This is a genomic window from Kitasatospora sp. NPDC015121, assembly GCF_055562955.1.
On sequence record NZ_JBVHEH010000020.1, the window covers coordinates 64,384 to 85,370 of the forward strand.

Annotated in this window: 11 protein-coding genes; 2 read left to right on the forward strand and 9 right to left on the reverse strand. The window is 75.9% G+C overall.

Annotated features, from left to right (window positions below; all coding sequences use genetic code 11):
• Positions 1-187 precede the first annotated feature (187 nt).
• Positions 188-976 (forward strand): PP2C family protein-serine/threonine phosphatase, encoded by a 789-nt coding sequence (locus tag ACZ3J7_RS27880; RefSeq protein WP_465625682.1) that lies wholly within the window; start codon positions 188-190, stop codon positions 974-976.
• 39 nt (positions 977-1,015) lie between these two features.
• Here ACZ3J7_RS27880 and ACZ3J7_RS27885 read toward each other — a convergent pair whose 3' ends face one another.
• The 8 genes from ACZ3J7_RS27885 to ACZ3J7_RS27920 form a co-directional block, all read right to left on the reverse strand.
• Positions 1,016-2,377, reverse strand: coding sequence for a hypothetical protein (locus ACZ3J7_RS27885; protein WP_465625684.1), 1,362 nt, complete (start codon positions 2,375-2,377; stop codon positions 1,016-1,018).
• Positions 2,374-3,342, reverse strand: coding sequence for a hypothetical protein (locus ACZ3J7_RS27890; protein ID WP_465625686.1), 969 nt, complete (start codon positions 3,340-3,342; stop codon positions 2,374-2,376). The genes ACZ3J7_RS27885 and ACZ3J7_RS27890 overlap by 4 nt, the downstream gene beginning before the upstream one ends.
• Positions 3,339-4,829 (reverse strand): hypothetical protein, encoded by a 1,491-nt coding sequence (locus ACZ3J7_RS27895; RefSeq protein ID WP_465625688.1) that lies wholly within the window; start codon positions 4,827-4,829, stop codon positions 3,339-3,341. Before ACZ3J7_RS27895 ends, ACZ3J7_RS27890 begins: the two co-directional genes overlap by 4 nt.
• Positions 4,830-8,390 (reverse strand): hypothetical protein, encoded by a 3,561-nt coding sequence (locus tag ACZ3J7_RS27900; RefSeq protein WP_465625690.1) that lies wholly within the window; start codon positions 8,388-8,390, stop codon positions 4,830-4,832.
• Positions 8,387-11,143, reverse strand: coding sequence for a hypothetical protein (locus ACZ3J7_RS27905; protein WP_465625692.1), 2,757 nt, complete (start codon positions 11,141-11,143; stop codon positions 8,387-8,389). The genes ACZ3J7_RS27900 and ACZ3J7_RS27905 overlap by 4 nt, the downstream gene beginning before the upstream one ends.
• A gap of 179 nt (positions 11,144-11,322) precedes the next feature.
• Entirely contained in the window at positions 11,323-11,910 is a 588-nt protein-coding gene (locus ACZ3J7_RS27910) for a hypothetical protein (protein WP_465625694.1), read from the reverse strand.
• Positions 11,907-13,754 (reverse strand): hypothetical protein, encoded by a 1,848-nt coding sequence (locus ACZ3J7_RS27915; RefSeq protein WP_465625696.1) that lies wholly within the window; start codon positions 13,752-13,754, stop codon positions 11,907-11,909. Before ACZ3J7_RS27915 ends, ACZ3J7_RS27910 begins: the two co-directional genes overlap by 4 nt.
• Before the next feature lie 329 nt (positions 13,755-14,083).
• The gene (locus tag ACZ3J7_RS27920; RefSeq protein WP_465625698.1) at positions 14,084-16,990 is read right to left on the reverse strand and encodes an ABC transporter substrate-binding protein; all 2,907 of its coding nucleotides are present in this window, start codon (positions 16,988-16,990) and stop codon (positions 14,084-14,086) included.
• A gap of 480 nt (positions 16,991-17,470) precedes the next feature.
• Between ACZ3J7_RS27920 and ACZ3J7_RS27925 the strand changes: the two genes are divergently transcribed.
• Positions 17,471-18,493: an ROK family protein gene (locus tag ACZ3J7_RS27925; protein ID WP_465625700.1), complete on the forward strand. Its 1,023-nt coding sequence runs from the start codon at positions 17,471-17,473 to the stop codon at positions 18,491-18,493.
• A gap of 152 nt (positions 18,494-18,645) precedes the next feature.
• Here the strand turns inward: ACZ3J7_RS27925 and ACZ3J7_RS27930 are convergent, their stop codons facing one another.
• Complete coding sequence (locus tag ACZ3J7_RS27930; RefSeq protein ID WP_465625702.1) at positions 18,646-20,553, reverse strand: PxKF domain-containing protein; 1,908 nt, start codon at positions 20,551-20,553, stop codon at positions 18,646-18,648.
• Positions 20,554-20,987 lie beyond the last annotated feature (434 nt).

Consider the following 20,987-nt stretch of genomic DNA (forward strand, 5'->3'; position numbering starts at 1 on the left):
GCCCCCCGGCCCAGGGCCCCCCACCCGCCGGCGGGCGCCCCGCCAACGCCCCCTTACCGGCGCGCCCCCCCCCCCCGGGGGGGCCCCCGCCCCCCGGCGGCGGGGGCCCCCGCGACACGCCCGGGGAACGGGATGGGCACAATGGCGGCGACAGTTCCGTCGGGGGCTCGGTGAAGGGGCAGTGGAGTTGCCGTACGTCGTCGTCAGCGCGCTCAGCCATGACGGAGTGGTCCGGGACCACAACGAGGACAGCCTGGTCCTCGGACCGTGGACGCTCTGCGCCACCTCGACCGACAGCCCGCAGAGCCTGGTCTTCCCGTACGGGGAGACCCCGGTGGTGGTCGCCGTCGCGGACGGGCTCGGCGGGCACCCGGCCGGGGACGTCGCCTCCGCGCTGACCGTCCGCCACCTCGCCGCCGCCGGGCCGCACCTGCGCGGCGAACAGGACGTCACCGACGAACTGCACGCCTGCCACGCCGCCCTGCGGGAGGCCGCCGAAGCCGACCCCGCCCTGGCCGGGATGGCGACCACCGTCGCCGGGGCGGTGTTCGGCGACGGCCACGTCACCGTGTTCAACGTCGGCGACAGCCAGGTCTACGAGATCACCCCGGACCTCGGCGAGGGCGTCGGGCTGCGCCTGCTCAGCACCGACGACAGCCCGCCGCCCGCCCCCGGCCGGCGCACCAGCCACCTGGTCACCCGGACCGTCGGCGGCGCCACCTCCCCCGAGGACTTCCGGCCGCACCTCACCCGGCTGCCCGCCGGACCCGGCGCCCGCTACCTGCTGTGCACCGACGGCCTCACCGACCCGGTCGCCCCCGAGGAGCTCGCCGCCCTGCTCACCGAGGCCGACGCCGAGGCCGACGGCGACGCGCAGGGCGATGACCAGCGCGCCCTCGTCGACCTGTGGCGGGCCGCGATCCGGGCCGGCGGCCCGGACAACGTCACCCTCGCACTGGTGCGGATCGAGGAGTAGCGGGCGCCCCGGGCGCTCCGGGCACCGCGGGCACCTCGGTCACCGGTCGGCCGCCGGGGCGGCCCGCTCGGCGAGGCGGGCCTGCCCGAAGTCCCAGACCGCGACCAGGCTGCGGTCACCGCCGGTGTCCGTCCGGGCCGCCAGGTTGACGTCCGCCAGGAACGCGGTCAGGTCCGGCTGGCGGCCCGTCCAGCGGTCGGCGAACCAGCCGCCGGTGTCCGGGTGCGCCAGCAGGTCCGCCATCGCCCGCCCCGCGACCACCAACACGTCACCCGGCACGGTCTGGAACCGCGTCCAGGTCACCGCCGTCGGCGAGGCCGGCAGCCGGCGCGACCGCGCCGCCGCGTCCGCCTCGAACACCGGCACCCAGCGCGGCCCCGCGCCCTCGTCGCGCAGCCGCATCACCACCCCGTCGCCCACGCCGAACGCGACGTGCCGCCGCACCCCGCCGTCCCGCTCCAGGTCGTCGACCTCCGACAGCACCGCGAACAGCGAGGTCGCCGCCGCCCGGTCGCGCTGCGCGTCCCGGCCGCCGAGCGACGCCGTCGCACCGTCCGCGATCAGCCGCACCGTGTGCGCCGTGCCGCCCAGCGCGACGCTCAGCATGCCCGCCACCTCCGGGTCGTGCCCGGCCGCGAACAGCTTGCCCTGCAACCTCGGCGCGTAGTCCGCGAGTTGCTGCGCCAGCGCGCGCCCCGCCGCCGAGGCCGCGGTCTGGCTCAGCGGCTCGCCCGGCACGCCCGAGGCCACCGAACCCAGCAGCACCGGCGAACCGAAACCGTCGATCCGACTCAGCAGCACCGCGTCCCGCCGGTGCTCCTTGCCCCGGCGGTTGGCCTCGCCGCGCACCGACGCCGCCCGCACCACCAGCGGCCCCAGGTCCGCACCGTCGACCAGGCTGTCCGCCACCGCGTCCCGCCCCAACGGCAGTTCGCGCGGCACCGCAGGCGAAGGCAGCTCCAGTGGAACGGACTTGGTGGCCACCAGGTCGTCCAACTCGGCCCGCAGCGCCAGCGCGTCCCGCTCGGCCCGGGAGCGCCCGGCCCGGGCCTGGTCCAGCTCCGCGTCCAGCGTCCGCACCCCCTCCTCCGCCCGGGCGCGCCCGAACGCCTCCGCGTCCCGCTCCGCCCGCAACTGCTCGACCAGCCCGGACAGACTGCTGTGCTGCGCCGCCGTCTGCGCGTCGGCCGACCGGCCCGCCGACAGCTGCGCGTTCAACTGGGCCCGCAGATCGGCCCGTTCACGATCCGCCAGGACGAAGTCGTGCCGCATCCGGGCGATCAGGTTCTGCTGCGCCTCACCGGTGGCACGGTGCTGCGCGACCGTACGGGTGCGGTGGACGGCCTGCCAGGCGTTGGCCGCGACGCTGAGCGCCAGGAGCACGAGCAGCAGGACGGTCACGGTCTCTCCTCTCGGGGGCCGCGACCGGAAGCGCCGCGGCGGGGGGAATCGGTAACGTGCGGAAGGGAATCGGGGTCCGGACGGGGAGCCGGGCGCACGCGCCGGGACGCCCGGCGGGCGGCCGGGGGCGCGGCGAACACGTCCAGGCGGTGCCAGTGCGCGGCCGGGTCGGCCAGGTCCGGCGGGCGGTCGCGGGCGAGGACCGGGCGGGGCAGGCCGCGGGCGTCCAGCGTCCAGCCGAGCACCGCCGCCTGCGCCCGGCCCTCCAGCCGGACCTCGCGCAGCGCCGAGGCCAGCCGCGCCAGGGTCAGCGCCGTCACCACGCCCCGGGCACCCGTGACGGCCGGCCGGACCACCTGCGCCAGCAGTTCCGGCAGCCCCGAGTGCGCCCGCTCCCCGTCCCACCAGCCCGGCACCACGGCGTGCACCGGCAGGCCGGCCGTCGCCGGGCCCCACCACTCCCGCCGCCAGCGGCGGTGCCAGCCCGCCACCGCCGCCAGGCCGACCCCGCGCCAGTCGTCCGCCGCCACCACCACCAGCGCCGCGCCCGGTGCCCCCGCCCCGCCCAGGACGGCCGTCACCGGCGCGGCCAGCCGCCGCTCCGCCTCGCTCGGCGGGCCCTCGTGGTCCGCGACCGCGAACAGCAGCAGGTGACAGCCGGACGGCGCCGCCGCGCAGTCCGGGGGCTCGGGGACGTCGTGCGCGCCTGGTGCGGGGTTGGGGCCGGGGTCGGGGCCGGGGCTGGAGTTGTGGGCGGCTTCGGCGGTCAGTGCGGTGGCCAGCCACTCCCGGACCGGCCCGGCCGCCGGGCCCGCCACCGCGATCCGCAGCCGCGGTGCGCCACCTGCCGCCAACAGCTCCGCGTCCCTCGCCAGTTCGGGGTCCAGGCCGCAGGAGCGCCCCAGCGGCAGCGCCGCCAGCAGGGCGGCGACCCGTGCCGTCAGCGGGTCGACCGGGCCGGTCATCCGGTGGTCCGGGCGCGGCCGAGCAGGAGCCTGCCGCGGCCGACGGACTCGGCACCGGCCCGGGCCGGGGCGGGCAGGGCCGGGGCGGCCAGAGTCGGGGTGGGCAGGACCGGCGTGGTCAGGACCCACAGCACCGCCAGCCGGCTGTCGTGGACCGGCACCACGTTGTCGGCGCTGTGCGCGTCCCGCAGTTCGTCCCCCCAGCCCGCGACCTCCGTGGGAAGGGCCGGCCGCAGGTCCAGGGCGGCGGCCGGCACGGTCAGCAGGTCCGCGACCCGAGAGCGCCACTGCCACCACCAACTTCCCTGCTGAGCAGGTACCTTGTGGCACATCCGGCCCAGCGTCCCGTCGAGTTTCCGGGCCAGTCGGAGGAACAGGTCGGCGCTCTCCGGGTCCCCCAGCACCCGGCGTAGGCCGTCCCCGGCGGACGGATCGGCCTGCCCGCTCCGGGAGACCGGGAGGGCCAGGCTCTTCAGCTTCTCGTTCCACGCCGGGGGCAGTGCCGGGTTCCGGGACCACGACCCGCCGCGTTCGCTGTACCCGCCGAGCGTGGTGTCCCACGCCCACAGCCGGTGGGCCTGGGCGATCCGCGCCACCCAGGGCAGCAGCCCCGCCCGGTCGGCCCGCGCGGCCGGGACCGCCGCGAACACCGCTGCCACGTCCGCCCGTTCGGCTTCGGACGGCTCCCCGTCGGGGGCCAGGTCGAGCGGTACCACCAGCGCCGTCCCGCACACGCTCGGCAGGGCCGGGACCAGCACATCCGGGTCGTACGGCCCGTCGAAGCCCGCCGGGTCGAGTCGCCGTGCCGCCTCCGCCAGTCGCAGCCGTCCGGCGTGCGCCTGTTCGGCCGGCAGCTTCAGCAGCGACAGGTGCAGGACCCGCCAGAGCGTCGCCGGGTCCGACCCCGCGACCCGCTCCTGCCAGGGCGGGGTGGACGCCAACTCCACCAGTTCGGCGGCGAACTGCTCCCGGTCCCCCTCGTCGTCGCCCGGCGGGGGAGGGGTGTCGGTCGACTCGGGGTCGTCTGACGGACCGTCAGTGTCCGCCGGAGGAGGCTCGATCGCGGTCACGGCCTCGTCGACGGCGGTGACCGGTTCGGCCGCGTCGGCATCGGCCTCGGCTTCGACCTCGGCATCGGTGCCGGTCATGGTGGCGGCGTCGACTCCCGGCTCCACGATCGGGTCCGGCTGGGTTCGGCCCGCGAGGCGGAGCACCTGGTAGAGCTGGGTGTCGAGCAGGAAGAGCAACTGCTCGGCCTCGTCGGCGTCCCGGTCCGCCGGGGGCGGCGCGGCCGGGTCGACGGCGGCGAGAGCGTGCGCGTCCAGGCGGCGCAGCAGGGCGTACAGCTCGGCCAGGAAGACCGTCCGGGTGGGGGAGGGGAGGGCGAGCAGGTCGTGGGCCAAGTCGGCGCTCCGGTGCAGCAGTTCGTACAGCCGGTCGCCGTCGGCCGCAGGTGCGGTGGTCGTGCCGCGGTGGTCGTCGTCCATTCAGTGCCTCCCGCTGGTGGGGTCCCAGTAACTGTTGAAGTCGCGTCGCCCGGGCTCGAGTTCGATCCGGTGGACCCATCCGGGCCGCTGCTCGATGTGGGCGAACGCCTCGGCGTCGGCGTACGGCACGTGGCCGCGGTGGACCCGGAGCCAGCCGTGGGCGTCCAGGGTGAAGCGCAGGTCGCCGTCGGCGGACTCCGGGTTCGCGGGCGGGACGGGGACCCGGCCGAGCCGGACCGGCTCGCCCCGGGCGGGACGGAGGTGGACGTCGAGGTGGTCCTCGGTGCCGGCCGGGCGGGGCAGGCGGGCGATCCGGCCGGGGACGGGCGGGATCTGCGGGTCGGGGCGGACGGAGGTGTGGAACAGAAGGTCGAGGTACTCGCGCGGGGCGTGGCCCTCCGGGTGGGCGGGGAAGACCTCGGTGAGCGGGCCGGGCTCGCCGTCCGGGCGGGTCGGGGAGACGCAGAGCGCGCCGGGGACGGCCAGCCGTCCCAGCCGATGGTCGAAGGAGAGCGCGCCGCCCGCCGCCCCGTCCAGGGCGAGCCCGCCCTCGCCGCCCGCCTCCCCGGAGGCCACGTGGTAGTGCGGGTCGCCGTGGCAGAACAGCACGAACAGCCGTAGCCGGTTGTCGACCTCAGCCTGGTACCGGATCTCCGGGCTCCCCTCGAAGTCCCACACCGACGGGGTGGCGTGCCGCTTGTAGTCGGGGATCCGCTCGATGTGGATCTGCCCCCACTGGATCGCCTTGCTGCCCGCCCGCGGCCGCTGCACCACGATCCAGCGCACCACCCGCAGCCACTTCGACCGCAGGCCGAGCCGCCCGTCCGGGGTCAGCTCCTCGTACGGGGTGCCGGAGCGGAACAGGCTGTACGACTCGCCCTCCTGGCCGAGCCGGTCGAAGTCGCAGGGCAGGCAGGCGAACAGGCCCTTGGTCTCGACCGACAGCTCGGAGGCCTGGGCCTCGGCGTTCAGCGGGTCCTCGTCCTGGATGCCCTGCACGGTGCCCTGGAACGCCCGGATGGTGTGCAGCCAGGCCGCGCCGATCGAGGTGGCCTGCTTGGCCAGGTAGCCGGTCTCGGTGTGGATCCGGGACGCGTTCCAGACCGAGGTGCGGCGCGCGCCCGCGCCCTGGGTGGTGAGCAGCCGGGCCGCCAGCCGGCTCTCCAGCGCCCGGCGGACGCCCTTCATCGCGCTGGTCCGGCCGGACAGCACCACCTGGTCGAGCACCGGATCGGCCCGCCCGTCGGCGGCGGCGATCCGGGCGAAGGCGTCGGCCACCAGCGAGGCGGCCATGGTGGCGGCCTGGTCGAGCACCGGCTGCACCAGCAGCCGGAACTCGGCGAGCGGCAACTCCACCGCCGAGGTGGGCTGTTGGAGCTGGACGCCGCCACCCTCGGTGAGCTCGATGATGTCGGCGAGGTCGATCCGGAACGACTCCTCCTCCTGCCCCAGCACCCGCTTGGCCTGCTCGGCGATCCGCCACAACCGGTCGAAGCGCTCCTTGCGCACCGCCCGCTCGGCGGCCTCCTCCGGCGGCAGGTCGCGCCAGTCGGTGGGCAGCACCCGGCGCAGCTCGGCCCGCAGCTCGGGGGAGACCAGGTGCTTGCGGTGCTCACCGGTCTGCTCGGCGACCTGCGCGGACAGCGACTTGGTGCCGGTGCCGGTGCCGGTGCCGGTGCCGGTGCCGGTACCTGTGCCACTGCCGGTGCTTCCGCTGCCGCTGCTCCCGGGGGTGTTCCGGCCGGTGGCGTGCGGGCCGAGGACGTCGGCCAGCCGGGCCTTCACCCAGTACAGGACGTGCAGGGTCAGCAGGTCGCCGCCCAACTGCCCGTGGCCGATGGTGCCCAGGATCCGCGGGCTCAGCTTGTAGTGCCGCCCCACCACGGACGCCCGGGCCGGGTCGGGCGCCGGGGTGTCGTCGGTCAGCGTCAGCTCCAGCAGCGCGATGTCGCTGGTTCCGCCGCCGATGTCGACCACCAGCATGATCCGCTGCCACTGGTCGGTTCGGCCCGGCACCGGCCGGGACGCCGCCCGGATCGCCTCCAGGCCCTGCTGCTGGTTGGCCGACAGGTCCCGCATCAGGAAGTACAGCCCGGCCGCCAGCCCCTCGTCCACCCGCAGCTCGACGGTGTCGATGGACAGGCCCTCCTGCACCAGCCGGCGCAGCTTGTCCCGGTCCGGCGGCAGCGCCGAGGTCGGGTAGGTCAGCAGCGCGGTGCCCATCCGGGGCGTCTCGGCGTCCTCTCCGTCGTGGACGTGCCGCTCGGCTCCTTCGATCATCAGCCGCAGCAGGTGCTGCGTCAGGTGCACCGGCGCCGGCAGGCCCTCGCCCGCGTACGAGGTCTGCCGCTCGAAGAACATCCGCTTCAGGCCGGTCACCCCGCCCGCGTCCTCCGCGCACATCTCCCACCCGGTGTCCCCGTACGCGGACACCCCCGGCCGCTCCAGCGGCTCGGCGGCGCGGCGCACGGCCGTCGCCGGGGCGAAGGTCGTCCCGCCGTGCCCGTCCGGGTACGGCACCGGCGTCAGCGAGTGGAAGTCCAGCGGCGGGGTGGAGACCGTCGCCCGCACCAGCCGGTGCAGCCGGTCGGCCAGCCAGGAGCGCAGCTGCTCGTCGGCGACGGCGCTGCCGCGGACCGCCTCGATCCGCAGCAGGACGGCGGTGGCGATGTCCAGCTCGTCGAGCCGGCCCAGCGCGTCCGCACCGGTGATCGTCCGGTACTGCTGCTGGTCGATCCGCAGGTGTTCGGCGCGCAGCTCCTGCAGCGCCCGCCGCCAGGAGTCCGGGGAGTCCGGCGGCGGCGCGGTCAGCTCCTTCAACTCCCTGGCCAGGGTGCGCTGCTGGTTGGCGTCCACCGGGCGGTCCGAGGTCTCCGAGACGTCCACCACGGTGGCCGTGGACGCGGTGGTGCCGAAGTCCACCGCCACCACCCGGCCGTGGTCGCCGCGCGCCCGGTGCCCGCGGGTCCGGGCGTCGCGCAGCACCAGCAGGGCCGGCTCCGCCTCCGGGACGGCGGCACGGCTCGCGCCCGGCGGCAGGAAGGTCAGCAGCACCGCCTCGTGCGCCGTCCCCGGCGCCGACGTGCCCGTGTAGCGGATCGTCCAGGTCACCGACAGCACCAGCGGCTCGGCGTCCGGCGCCGCGTCCGTCCCCTCCGGGTGCACCACCTCCAGCGGCAGCACCGCTCCCGAGACCAGCACCCGGCGGCCGGTCACCGTCAGCCGGGCCGCCTCCGGCGGCGCCCACACCGCGCGCAGCGCCTCGCCGAGCGCGGCCGAGGACGGCGCGTCCTCGTCGTCGACCGCCTCCAGCAGGGCGGGCAGGTGTGCCGTCAAGTTGCCCTGGTAGCCCGCCGGTTCGAGGAACACGTCGGGCAGCAGGTAGCCGGCGGCCGACGGCGTCAGCGAGAACTGCCGGGGGCCGTCCGCGACGACGGTCGCACCGTAGGCGGGCGAAGCCGCCCCGGGCATCGAGGCGGGCGGGCCCGACGAGCCGGTCGGGACGGCCCGGGGGGCCGAGGTGTCCGGGGCGGCGAACGCGATGGTCAGTGCGGTGCTCATTGCTGGTCCTCGTCCTCGTCCTCGTGGTCGCTGCTGCCGTGGCCGTCGCTGCCGTCGCTGCCGTCGCTGCGGGCGTGGCCGGTGCCGGTGCCGGTGCCGGTGTCGTCGTGGCGGTCGCCCGGTGCGGCCGGTCCGCCGCCGCCCCACTCGCGCAGCAGCGCGTCGATGTCCCGCACCTGCGGGGGCAGCGGGCGTTCCTCGGCGGCGTCCGGGGCCCCGGCCGGGACGCGGAAGTCGGCCGGGCCGAGCAGGGCCATCGACGCGTCGGCGAACACCTGGGTCAGCTGGGCCAGCACGAAGTCCATCAACCGGTCCAGCTCGTCGCCGACCCGGGAGGCCGCCGCCTCCGCCATCGCCGCCCGCAGCTGGGCCACCGCCAGCGGGTGCCGCCGGCGCCGGTCCACGGACTCGTTCGGCACCGCCATCGCGTGGTGCCAGGGCAGCGCGTGCCGCGACTGCGCCGGGAACGCCCCCGACCAGTCGACGGCCCGCCGGGACGCCTCCTCCCGCGCCGCCTCCTTCAGCTCCTGCGCCACCTGGTCCACGTCCAGCGCGAACTCGACGTACTCCAGCAGCGTCTCGTCGTGCCGGCGGCGCCGGTACACCTCGGGCAGCAGCAGCGCCGACTCGTCCTCCTCGTCGCGCAGCCAGCGCAGCAGCCGCCCGCACTGGCCCTGCCAGTACTCGGCCCACTCGTCCAGCCACTCCTGCACCGCGCCCAGGCAGCGGCCCGTCGCGTCCTCGACGGCCGCCTGGAACGCCGCCTCGTAGACGGTGGTGAAGTCCGGCGACAGCGACTCGTCCTGCTGCCGGGAGCTCCGCGCGCCCGGACCGATCGTCCGGCGCCCCGGCGGCACGCTCCGCGACACCAGCGACTGCGGGTCGCCCGCCGCCCGCTGCATCAGCTGCGTCCACTGCTGCCAGTCGTACACCTCGGCCCGCACCTGCCGGCCGATCTCCGCGAACGACGGCGGCGGCGGGCCCTCGGCCGGCTCCCCGCCCGGATCCCGCAACTGCCGCAACTGCAGCGCCGTCCGCTGGAACAGCACCCGGATCGACTCGAACCGGGACGCCGCCCCGCCGTACTCCGCGCTCGGCACCGCCAGGTCACGGCACATCCGGCGGCGCAGCTCGCGCAGCGCCGCCTCCAGCTTCTCCAGCGACTGCTCGGCGCGCTCCGCCTTCTGCCGCACCCCGTGCTCCCGCACGTGCGTCTCCAGCAGCCGCCGCAACGCCCGCAGGCCGCCGTCCTCGTCGTACCGGCGCAACCGGGCCGCCCAGTCGTCCCCCGGCAGCTCGGCCTCCAGCCGCGCCGCGACCGCCCCCCAGTGCGGCAGCGGCGCCAGCTCCAGCACCGCGCCGAGCGCGGCCAGCCTGGTCCGGGTCTCCGGCGAGGCGTCCTCGTAGGTCAGCCCGGCGGTGGCGATCGCGGCCGCGGCCGACACCGCGACGATCCGCTCGGTGCGGCGCCCCACGTACTTGCCGCCCTGGGTGCGGATGCCGTTCAGCGCGTCGGTCAACGGGCCCGCCGCCGCCCGGTCGCCGTTCCGCACGGGTCCGCTCCGCGCGGCCTCCGGGGCGGTGTCCGGTCCGACGCTCGACCCGGTGCCCGGACCGGATCCCGGCTCGGCCAGGTCCGGTACGCCGATCAGGTCGAACAGGTTGGCCGCGACCAGCGCCGCGTCGGCCAGCGCGGCCGGTGAGCGGTTGTCGTCCGTCAGCATCTCCCAGAACGACAACGCCTCCCGGGAGTAAGGTCGTTGGGCGTGCAGCACGACCAGGATGGTGTGCATGTCGGCCAGCACCCGGCGGCTCAGGTTCCGGTCCCGCCCGTACGAGCCGACCGCGCCGATCCCCGGGAAGTCCAGCACCTGCACCTCGTGCTCGTGCAGCAGCCCGCCGATGTCCCACTGCTCGGGCGACACGCGTACCGTCTGCACCACCCGCTCGATCAGCGGGAAGCTCGCCCGCAGCGCGTCCCCGCCCTCGGCCACCCGGGCCCGGTTGAACCGCAGCGGCGCCTGCAACCGGGGCGCCTCCTCCGGCGTCGCCTGCACGGGCGGCAGCAGCAGCGCCGCCCGCACCGCGGCCGAGTCGATCTCCAGCGGACCGGAGTCCACCAGCCCGCTCTGCCGGCGCAGCGCGTCCCGGATCCGGCACAACTCGACCGCCGCGTCCCGGTGGGTCGGCGCGATCTTCGCCGGGTTCACCGGCTCCACCCCCGGCACCGAGTTCCCCCACAGGCACGGGTACCAGCTGTCGAACGCGGCCCAACCCCCCTGCTCCAGCACCGGGTTGCGCCCGCCGATCAACTGCCGCGCGCGCAGCGTCGGATGGCGCGCCTCGATGCCCTCCACCAGCTCCGTCAGGATGTCCTCGACGCAGGACGCCAGCTGCGCGGTGCTCATGTAGTGCACCACCGTCCGCGGATCCACCCCCGTCCGGCTCCCCGCCGGCCCCTGCACCAGCCGCAGCACCGTGATGTTCCCGGTCGCCGGCCGCTCCTCCACCGCGAGCAGGTCCGGCCGCCCCAGCAACGTCCCCACCAGCAGCGACTTCCCGACGCTGTACTCGCCGACCACCGCGATCGACACCGGAGCCTCGGCCCGCTCCCGCAACTCGTCCGCGAGATCCAACACCCGCTCCCGCAACGCGGCCTCCTCGGCCCCCTCCGGCGGATCGAACCCCGCCACCAACGCCTCGACGGCCCGGGCACGCCCGCTCAGCGTCGAGAAATCCATCGGACGTGACAACAGACGACTCCTTGGCCTGGCTGGATGACGCACGACACCCGCACCCGGCCCACCCCGCCCACCCCGCCCCGTACGGGAGGCGAGGGGACGGGACCGGGCGGAGCGGGCCGTACGGCGGGACGGTGGTGCTGCGTGTGCTGCGTGGGCTTCGGGGTTCAGGGCTTCGGGTCTTCGGGGCTTCAGGTACGGAGGAAGAACAGCTCCAGCCGGATCGTTCCGGCCTGCCCGCTGCCGTCCAGGTACGGGCGGATCAGCCGCGGATCGTCCGCCGGGAAGAACGCGGGGGCGACCGCCTGCACCAGCGGCGCGGCCGCCGCCGCCAGCGCCTGACTGCGGTCCAGGTCCGTCCGGCAGGAGCCGCAGTCGCGCACCGTGCCCCAGACGAACACCATCGCCGCCTTCCGCCCGGCGTACGGCCCGATCTCCGACTTCAACCGCTCGGCGAACGCGCTCCGGGCCCCTGCGGAACCCGCCAGCAACCCGTCCACGTCCACCTGCACCACCACCGAGGTGCTGTTCGGATCCAATCCCGGCGGGGGAGCGGGCGTCACCACCGGGGTCGGCGACGGACGCGGGGACGGAGACGGGGTGGGGGAGGCCGACGGGGTGGCCGCCCCCGACGGCGGCGCCGAGGCCGCCGTCGGCAGCGGGGTGCGCTGGCCGCCGAGGACGACCAGCACCATCACCACCATCAGGTCCGCGAACAGCCAGCCCGCTCCGGCCAGCAACCAGTCACCGCCCGCGCCTCCACGCCGACGCCCGCTCACTCGGTCTCCCGGTCGGAGCGGCTGTTGCGCGTCGTCTCGTGGTGCGGCGGGGTGGCGCGGGCCGGGAGGGCGTCCGGCACGTGGTTCGGTGTCGTGTCATTTGTTGTCGTGTCACTAGGTGACGTGTCATTTGATGCTGCGGCATTTGATGTCACGTCCACTGATGACACGTCACGTGTCGTGCTTCCGTCGCCGCCCGGCTGCGCCTTCTGCAACCGGTCCGCACCGAGGCGTCCCAGCCGGTCCAGCCGGTTGCCGGTCTCGGCCAGGGCCGTCCGGAGGCCGTCCGACGAGGTCAGCAGGTCGCCGCAGTGGGTGCCGAGTTCGGCGACGCCGGTGCGCAGGTGCCGTTCGTGTCGGGCGAGTGCGTCCCCCAGGTCGGTGAGGCGTCCGCCCAGGGTGTCGCCGTGCGCGGTCAGGGAGCCGATCCGGCCGGTCAGGGCGTCCACCGCCGCGCGGGCGTGCCCGATCGCGTCGAGCAGTGCGGTGCGGTCGGCCGAGGCGTCCTGCCGGCCCGCGGCCCGCCGGTCGGCGTCCACCCGGATCAGTTCGTCCAGTGCCGCCACCCGGTCGCCGATCACGGCGGCGGCTTCCTCCACCTCGCCGCGCAGCGACGCGGCGAGTGCGGTGACGGCCAGTTCGTAGGCGGTGCCGATCCGGTCGGCGCCGTCCTCGGCGGCGGTGCCCAGGGCCTGCGGGAGGGACGCCACCGCACCGCCCAAGCCGCCGACCGCGTCGACCAGTTCGCGGGTACCGGCCGTCAGGCTGTCCGTCGCGGACAGCAGCAGCCGCTCCGCCGCCAGGCTGCGCTGCTCCAGCCCCTCGGCGTGCAGCACCGCCTGCTGCTCCTGGGCCTCGACCGCGCCCGCCAGGACGCGGTCGAACCGTTCGGCGGCCGACTCGGCCGCCTCCGCGATCCGTACGGCCGTGCGTTCGGCGCTGCGTTCGACGCCCGCCGCCAGGCCGGTGACCGCCTGGGCCACCCGGTCGCCCAGCAGTTCGCTGCCCCGGGTCAGTCCGCCCGTCGCGTCGGCCGCCGTGGTCGCGGCCTGCGAGACCCGCTCGGTGCCCGCCCGCAGCGCGGCCGTCGCCTCCTCCATCGACCGGGCGGTGTCCACCGCCGCCCGAGTGGCCAGGGCCGCCTGCGCCAGCACCTCGCGGGAGCGCTCGCCCGCGTCCGCCGCCAGGGCGACGATCTCCCGTAGGCCCTCCGCCGCCGACTGCAGCTCGGCGGCGAAGCGGCGCGGCTCGGTGTGCGCGGCGGCCGTCGCGGTGATCTCCACCTGGGCGAGGGCGAACGCCAGCCGACGGGCCAGCGCCCGGCCGGACTCCTCCTCGCGGCGGGCCAACACCTGCCGGACCACCCCCGCCGCGATCAGCCCGAACAGCAGCAGCACGGTGTACACCACCAGCCAGTCGAACCTGGCGGGACCGATCAGGTGCCCCCCGAAGCCCTGCTGCCACAGCTCCAGGAAGGAGGCGCTGTCCGGCCCGCCGGTCACCCGCCCCGCCACCCGGTCGTCCAGCAGTGCCCGGTACGCGGCGACGGCCAGCCCCAGCCCGCCCCAGGTCAGCATCAGCGGGAACAGCACCATCACCGAGGACGCGGTCTGCAGGCCCCCGGCCCACCGCCCGCGCCGCCCCGCGGCCGGCCCCAGCGCGGCCTCCGTCCCGTACGCGACCACCAGGCTCCCCCCGGCCCACCGCGCCAGCCCCTCGCGGAGCCGGACCGCCCCCGCCAGCTCCGTCAGCACCGCGCTGAACGCCGCCGTTCGGGGCTCGTCCGCCAGCGCCTCCAACTCCAGGGCCAACCCGGCCGGATCGGAAGCCCGCGGCGAGACCACGACCGCGGTCCCGCCCCGTCCTCCGGAGTTCGTCTGCGCACGCTTCGACAGGACCACGCGTCCCAGCCCTTCCGTCCACCCCGACCGGTTCTCTGTACACGCCGAATGGGCTTGAGAAGCAAGCAAGTTGACGACCCGTCGGCAAATCCCCCGGGCACATCGTAGGGACCTCCGGGCAACCGGACGCCACGCTTTCCTTTCCATTTATGAAATCGACACACACATTCCGGATGTGACATGACCTTGCAGACTCGGGGAATCGCGGAACGGGCCGCCCGCGGGCGCTCCGGGGAGGCCCCGGGGGCGTCCCGGGGCCGGACGCCGGTCGTTCAGGGCGCGCAGCCGGTGAGCGGGGCGGTGTCGCCGGCCGGGCGGCCGCAGCGGTGGTCGGTGACGGGGACGCCCTGGGCGTCGCGGTGGACGCGGATGACGTGCAGGCCGTGTCCGGGCTGGGGGTCGGTGGAGAGGGGACGGACCTCGCGGAAGTCGACGGTGCCGGTGGGGCGGTTGTTCAGCTGGACGGCGCGCAGCGCGGCCATCACCGAGCCGGTGCCGGTCAGTTGGGAGGCGCCGGCCTTCGCGGCACCGGCCTGCAGGGCGGCGGTGGCGTCGTAGGCGAGGGCGAGCGAACCGTCGGAGAAGACGTCGTCCTCGTAGGGGTTGGCCGTGCGCGGGACCAGGTGCAGGACGCTGGCGGCGGTGTCCGCCAGGTCGGAGCCGCGCGCCGTCTCGGCCGGGTCGCTCAGGGCGGTGTAGTACAGGGTGGCCTGCGGGGCCATCGAGGTGCCCCCGGTGCGGAACTGGGCCTTGGTCAGGTCGTCCCCGGTCAGGACGGCCAGCGGCCGGGCGCAGCCCTTGTCGTCGGCGAGGCGGCGCATCAGCTGGTTGACGTCGTCGGCGCGGCCGGCCAGGTACAGCACGGCGGGCGGGTGCCCGCCGTGGCAGGTGGCGGCGAGGGCGGCCTCGTAGTCCGGGTCGCCGTTGCTGGTCAGCCCGTACTGGAGGGGCTGACCGCCGATCAGCCGGTAGCCCGCGTCGGTGAGCATCGCGCTGCCGTACGTGGCGTGCTCGGCGCTGTAGCGGTCGTCCGGCGTGGGCGTACGGGTCAGTACGGCCGCCCAGCGGTCCGCCGGCGGCGTGTTCAGCCCGTCGACGATCAGGCGCAGCGCCGCCGCCTCCTCCTGGTCGGTGGCGGCCAGCCCGAAGTAGTTGACGTGCCCGGGGGCCAGGTAGCTGGCCGAGTTGGTGGTGCTGACCACCGGCAGGCCGGCCTGCTGGAGCAGGGTGAGCGCGGCGTCGCTGTCGGCGGTGTCCCGGCCGAGGCCGACCACGCCGGCGATCGAGCGGTCACGGGCGGCGAGGTCCACGATCCGGCGGACCATGTCGGTCTGGAAGTACATGTCCTGCCCGCCGTTGGCGACCAGCACCTTGAGCTTCAGCGGGTCCCCGGCGTTGTTGCGCACCTGCGCGAGGTGCACGCCGGCCAGCTCCTTCAGGCCGTTCAGCGCCCGCCCCTCCTGCCCCGCCGCGGTGGTCAGCGACCCCGCGTACACGACGGTGACGTAGCGGACGTCCGGCAGCGCCGCCACCCGGTCGTTCTCGCGGCGGATCGCCTCCTCCAGTGCCCCGAGGCCGATGTCCGCGCCGGTGCGGTCGCTCTCCCGCCCGGGCAGCGCCCCGTTCAGCCGGATGCCGCCGCCACCGCCGTCCCCGCCGCCGCCCGCGAAGGTCACCGACCCGGTGGCGACGCCGACGCACTCCGGGGTGCCGGCGGGCCCGGTGCGCCAGACCGCGTCCGGGTTCGAACCGACCAGCCGGGCCTCGCAGTACTGCCCGTCCAGCTGCTGCACCCGCAGCCCCGCACCCGCCGCCACCAGCACCAGCGCCAGCAGCAGCGTCCAGCGCGACCACAGGAACCACCACGAGCGGCCCACCGGGACGGGCGCCAGCCGGGTGGTCTCGCCCGCCTGCAGCTGCATCCTGGTCAGCCGCACCGGCAGCGTCCACGCCAACGCCCGCCCTCGACTCGGTGACTGACGGACCCTCAGGTCGCTCACCCAGTCCTCGTACGGGCCCCGGCGCGGACCGAAGGCGTGTCCGACCAGCGGCGCGGTGCGCTCGTCCTCCAGCCAGGCGGTCACGTCGGCGTGGGCGACGGCGGCCAGCACCAGCAGCGGGTCCTGCTCGCTGCGGCGGCTGCGCACGTCGGAGATCGCGCCGAGCACCCGCAGCGCGCCGCCGGACGCGTCCGCCCCGGGGACGAACACCACCGGCGGGACGCGGCGCTTGCGCCCCCGGGCGTCCGGCGCCCACGAGCGGTGCGCCCAGCGCAGGTCCTCCAGCAGGGCCAGGGTGCGCAGTTGGAGGTGGAACTGCTGGGCGCGGTCCCGCTCCGGGGCGGCGGTGCCGGGCAGTTGGGCCTTGAGGATCTCCCCGGCGACCTCGCGGGCCCGGGCCTGCGTGACGTCCCAGGACATCCGGGGCCGCCACAGCGACCAGGCCGCCGCCTGCCGACCCGAGGCCGCCAGGAAGGTCGTGGTGGCGAACCAGCGGCTGGCGGGCCCCAGCCAGGACAGCGGCGCGGTGTTGCGCCGCACCCAGCCGGTCGCCCCGAGCACCGCCACCGCGCCCAGCAGCACCGCCGTGACCAGCTGCCAACTCGCCTGCGTCAGCAGGCTGGTGAGCGCCGCCAGGACGAACGCCCCGATCAGCGTGGTGGAGTTGAGCACCGGTGACAGCAGGCGCTGTAGCTCCCCGGCGCCGCGGGCCGGCGGCTCGGGCCGCCAGTGCAGGTCGCGCAGGCGGGCCAGGACGGCCTCCACCAGATCGTCGAACGGCCGCGCAGACGAAGGGAGTTCGGTCTCCTCGACGTCGTTCAGGACGTGCCGGGTGGCGGCCTCGATCGCCGCGATCAGCCGCGAGCGGGGCGCCGGGTAGCCGCGGTACCAGGACGGGCCGCGACGCGCCCAGCCGCCCTTCGCCAGACCGTCCAGGACGGCGATCGCGTTGTCGTGCGGGTCGCCCTCCGCCGGGTGCGGCACCGAACGGTGCGGCAGGTCGCCGCCCTCCTGCGCCTCCTGCACCGCCCGGACCACGGCCCGCACCTCGGCGTCCAGCCCCGGGTCGTCCTCCTCGGCGTACAGCACCACCACCGGCATCGGCAGCCGGGCCGCGCTGAACTGCGCCACGAGGTCCTGGAGCAGCGCGTCCACCTCGTACTTGGCGGTGGTCCGCACCCCGCCGATCCCCGCCCCGCCGCCACGCACCGAACCCGACGCCATCCGCCACCCCCGTAGCCGCCGCCCCGCGGCCGGAGCCGCGCCGGTCGTGCCCCGACCGTGCCCTGACCGTGCCCCCTGCCGCCGGGCCTGAACCCGAACCGGCACCCGTCGGTCCCCGCCGGTCCCCGTCGGCGCGCGCGGGCCGACGGTCCGGCCGCGCGCACGGGTGCACGCAGGGGTTCACGCACGGAGGGCCGCAGCGGTTCCCGGGCCTCGGGGAGTGATTGTGGGAGCGCTCCCATATTTGCTCCCGGCCGTGTACGATCACGCCGCGGACGCCGGACGAACCGGCCTCCGACCTGCTGGCCTGCCGACCCGTGGACCGTTCGATCCGCCGTTCGATCCGCCGGCCGGTCGGCCGGCCGATTTGCCGACCTGTCGACCTGCCGACACACGCCCAGCGGCGCGCGAGCGCCGAAGCCCGGGGAGTAAGCCTTGTCCGACCTCGCGTACACCGTCATCGACCTCGGCGGCACCACCCTGCGCACCGCCCGCTACGGGGCGGGCGACGACACCGTCACCGACGTCCGGCGGGTGCCCACCGACGGCATAGCCGCCCGACCCGGCCTGCCGGTGGCCGAGTTGCAGGACCGGGTGGTGGAGCAGGTCGCCGTGCTCGCCGCCGAGGCGGTGGAGCGGCACGGCAGCACCGCCATCGCCGTCGCGTTCGCGGGCCCGGTCACCGCCGACGGGCGGGCGCTGGCCGCGCCCACCGTCTGGGGCGGTCCTGGCGAGCCGGTGCCGGTGCGGCAGCTGCTGGAGGAGCGGATCGGCCGCCAGGTGGTCGTGGTGAACGACCTGACCGCCGCGGTCTGGCGCTACGTCGACCCGGCGGACGACCGGCCGTTCTGCCTGATCACGGTCAGCTCCGGCATCGGCAACAAGGTCTACCGGGCGGGCGAGGTGCTGCTCGACACCGAGGGCCACGGCGGCGAACTCGGCCACTGGACCGTCGACCCGTCGCCCCGGGCGGCCCCCTGCGACTGCGGCGGCCGCGGCCACCTCGGCGCCCTCGCCTCCGGCCGCGGCGCGCTGGCCGCCGCCCGCCGCGCGGCCCTCGCCGACCCGGCCGGCTACGCCCGCTCCGCGCTGGCCGACAGCGCCCCCGATCCCGAACTCCTCGACAACCACGCCCTGGTGGCGGCCGTCCGGGCCGGCGACCCCTTCGCCACCGAGGCCCTGCGCGGCGGGATCACCGCGCTCGCCTCCGCGATCACCGCCGTGTTCACCTCGATCGGCGTCCGCCGCTACGTACTGATCGGCGGCTTCGCCCTCGCCGTCGGCCCCCGCTACGCCGAGCTGCTCACCGAGGAGCTGCAGCGCCTCGGCTGCTTCGGGCTCACCGCCGATGAGGTCCGCGAACTGGTCGTCCTGGGCGAGGCCGACGACGACTCCGGCCTGATCGGCGCCGGACGCCTGCTCGCGGCACGGGAGTCGGCGGCGACGTCCGCCCGCTGAGCGAACGGCCCGCCGAGCAGGCGTCCCGCTTCCGGCGGTCCTCGCACCACCCGTGAGGGCGGGGGCTGCGAGGACCGTGGACGGGAGGAAGCGCGCGGGACGCGCGTCCGGGACGCCCCGCGACCGTGCCGCGGGGCGGTGGGGCCGGTGGGTCAGCTGAACTGGAAGAGGGCGGTGTGGGTGGTGCCGTCGTCGAGGCCGAGGGAGAAGCGCTGGCAGGTGCCGGCGGAGGTGGCCGGGGTCTTCCAGACGTAGGTGTAGGTGCCGGTCGCCGCGTCGTACTGCAGGGCGCTGTCGCCCGGGGTGCCGGTGGGGGCGGGCTGCCCGGTCGGGGTGCCGGTGGTGCAGTCGATCTGCTGGGCGGTCGGCTGGCCGGGGGCGAGGACGTCCAGGCCATGGTCGCCGCCGAGGCCGAACTTGATCGGAATCGCCCGGCCTGCGCGGGCCTTGTTGACGGCGGGCGGGTTGCCGACCGGGGAGCCGAAGCCGAAGAAGGCGTAGGCGTAGCTGTAGCGGTCGGCGCCGGTGGCGGCGCTGGTGCCGGCGGGAGTGGTCACGGTGACGTCCACGCCGCCGACGCTGGCGGAGGGCGGGGCGGTGGCGGTGATCTGCGTATCGCCGTCCACGGTGAAGGAGGTGGCCGGGGTGGAGCCGAAGGCGACGGCGGTCGCGCCGGAGAAGCCGGTGCCGGTGACGGTCACGGTGGTGCCGCCGGCCTGCGGGCCCTGGTTCGGGGTGACGCCGGTGACGGTGGGGGCGGGCGCGTCGTAGGTGTAGCGGTCGGCGCCGGAGGCGGTGCTGCTGCCGGCGGGAGTGGTGACGGTGACGTCCACGGTGCCGGGGATGCCGGCGGGGGCGGTCGCGGTGACGGTGTGGTCGTTGACGACGGTGACACCGGTGGCCGGCGTGGTGCCGAACAGCACCGAGCGGGTGCCGGTCAGGTGGATGCCGGTGATCGTGACGGTGGCGCCGCCGGCCGCGGGGCCGTGGTTCGGGGCGACTCCGGTGACGGTCGGCGCGACGGTGGCGACGGCCAGGCCGAAGGGGGTGTTCCCGGTGCCGGCGGTGCCGGTGACGGTGTTGGTGGCGGTGTCGATCACCGACAGGCTGTTGGAGCCGCTGTTGGTGACGTAGGCGGTGCCGCCGGCCGGGTCGGCCAGTACGGCGACCGGGCCGGAGCCGACGGGGACGGTGCCGGTGACGGTGTCGGTGGCGGTGTCGATGACCGCCACCGTGTTGTTGGTGGCGTTGGCCACGTAGAGGTGAGCCCCGTCGGGGGTGATCGTCAGGCCCTCGGGGCCGGACAGGCCGGGGACGGTGGCGGTGATCGTGTTGGTGGCGGTGTCGATCACCGAGACGTTGTTGCTGTTGAAGTTGGCGGTGTAGGCGTGCGCCCCGTCGGGGCTGACCGCCACGGCGGCGGGGGTGCGGGCGGCGGCACTGCTGATCGTCGCACTGACGGTGTTGCTGGCGGTGTCGATCACCGACACCGAGCTGCCGACGAAGTTGGCGACGTAGGCGTGCGCGCCGTCGGGGGTGAGCGCGATGCCGAAGGGCTGGTTGCCGACCTCGACGGTGGCGGTGACCGTCTGCGTGGCGGTGTCGACGACGTCGACGCCGCCCACGCCCGGGCTGACGAACCGTCCGACGTAGGCGTGCGCGCCGTCGGTGGAGAACGCCACCGGGCCGGGCAGCCGGCCGACCGGGAAGGTGCTGGTGACGGTGTTGGTGGCGGTGTCGATCACCGACACCGAGTTGTCGCTGTCGTTGGCGACGTACGCCTGCGTGCCGTCCGGCGAGACCGCCACTCCCTCGGGGTTGCGACCGACCGGGATCGTCGCCACCGCCGTGTTGGTCGCGGGGTCGTAGGCCGTGACCGAGTTGCCGCGCAGGTTGGCGACGTAGACCAGCCGCTGCGCCGGGGCGGCGTGCGCCGACGTCAGCGGCACGACCGCTCCCAGGGTGCCGACCGCGCCGACCGCCAGGGCGGCCGTCGCCCGGCGTCCCAGCCGTCGCAGGCGTCCGGGAGGAGTGCTGCTGCGGTGACCGACCAATGCCATGTGTTCGACCTCTCCGTGGGGCACACCGGTCCGACCGTCCGTCCCGGGCGTTACCACGAGACGGTAGGGCGGACCACGCCGACGGCCTGCCACTGCGCGCCGGTCGGTGTGCGAATCGCTCTGGCGAAGAACCCGGTCGGCCGACCGGCCGCCCACGGAAGCCTGTCCTGCCCCGGCCACCGGCACCAGGGCGTGCGGGCGTACCGGCGCATCCCAGGCGCACGCCCCCCGGCGGCAGCAGCGCGCCACACCGACATCAGAGCGCGTCATCACGGGAGTCGTGTCAGTCCCTGTGCAACGCAAGGGAGTTCTGGCCCGGCAGCCGTGGCGCCGCGCAGCGGTCGCAGGGCCCGTTCGGGCCGGTGGGGTCGCAGGCGGGGGACCAAGGCTGCGGTCGGTCAAGCCGTCCGGCCCGCAGGCGAGGTCGAGCAGCA

Bases quoted from the DNA above. Each gene is read 5' to 3' on its own strand.
- ACZ3J7_RS27900 (WP_465625690.1), bottom strand. From the start codon at position 8,390: ATGAGCACCGCACTGACCATCGCGTTCGCCGCCCCGGACACCTCGGCC.
- ACZ3J7_RS27930 (WP_465625702.1), bottom strand. From the start codon at position 20,553: ATGGCATTGGTCGGTCACCGCAGCAGCACTCCTCCCGGACGCCTGCGA.
- ACZ3J7_RS27895 (WP_465625688.1), bottom strand. From the start codon at position 4,829: ATGGACGACGACCACCGCGGCACGACCACCGCACCTGCGGCCGACGGC.
- ACZ3J7_RS27890 (WP_465625686.1), bottom strand. From the start codon at position 3,342: ATGACCGGCCCGGTCGACCCGCTGACGGCACGGGTCGCCGCCCTGCTG.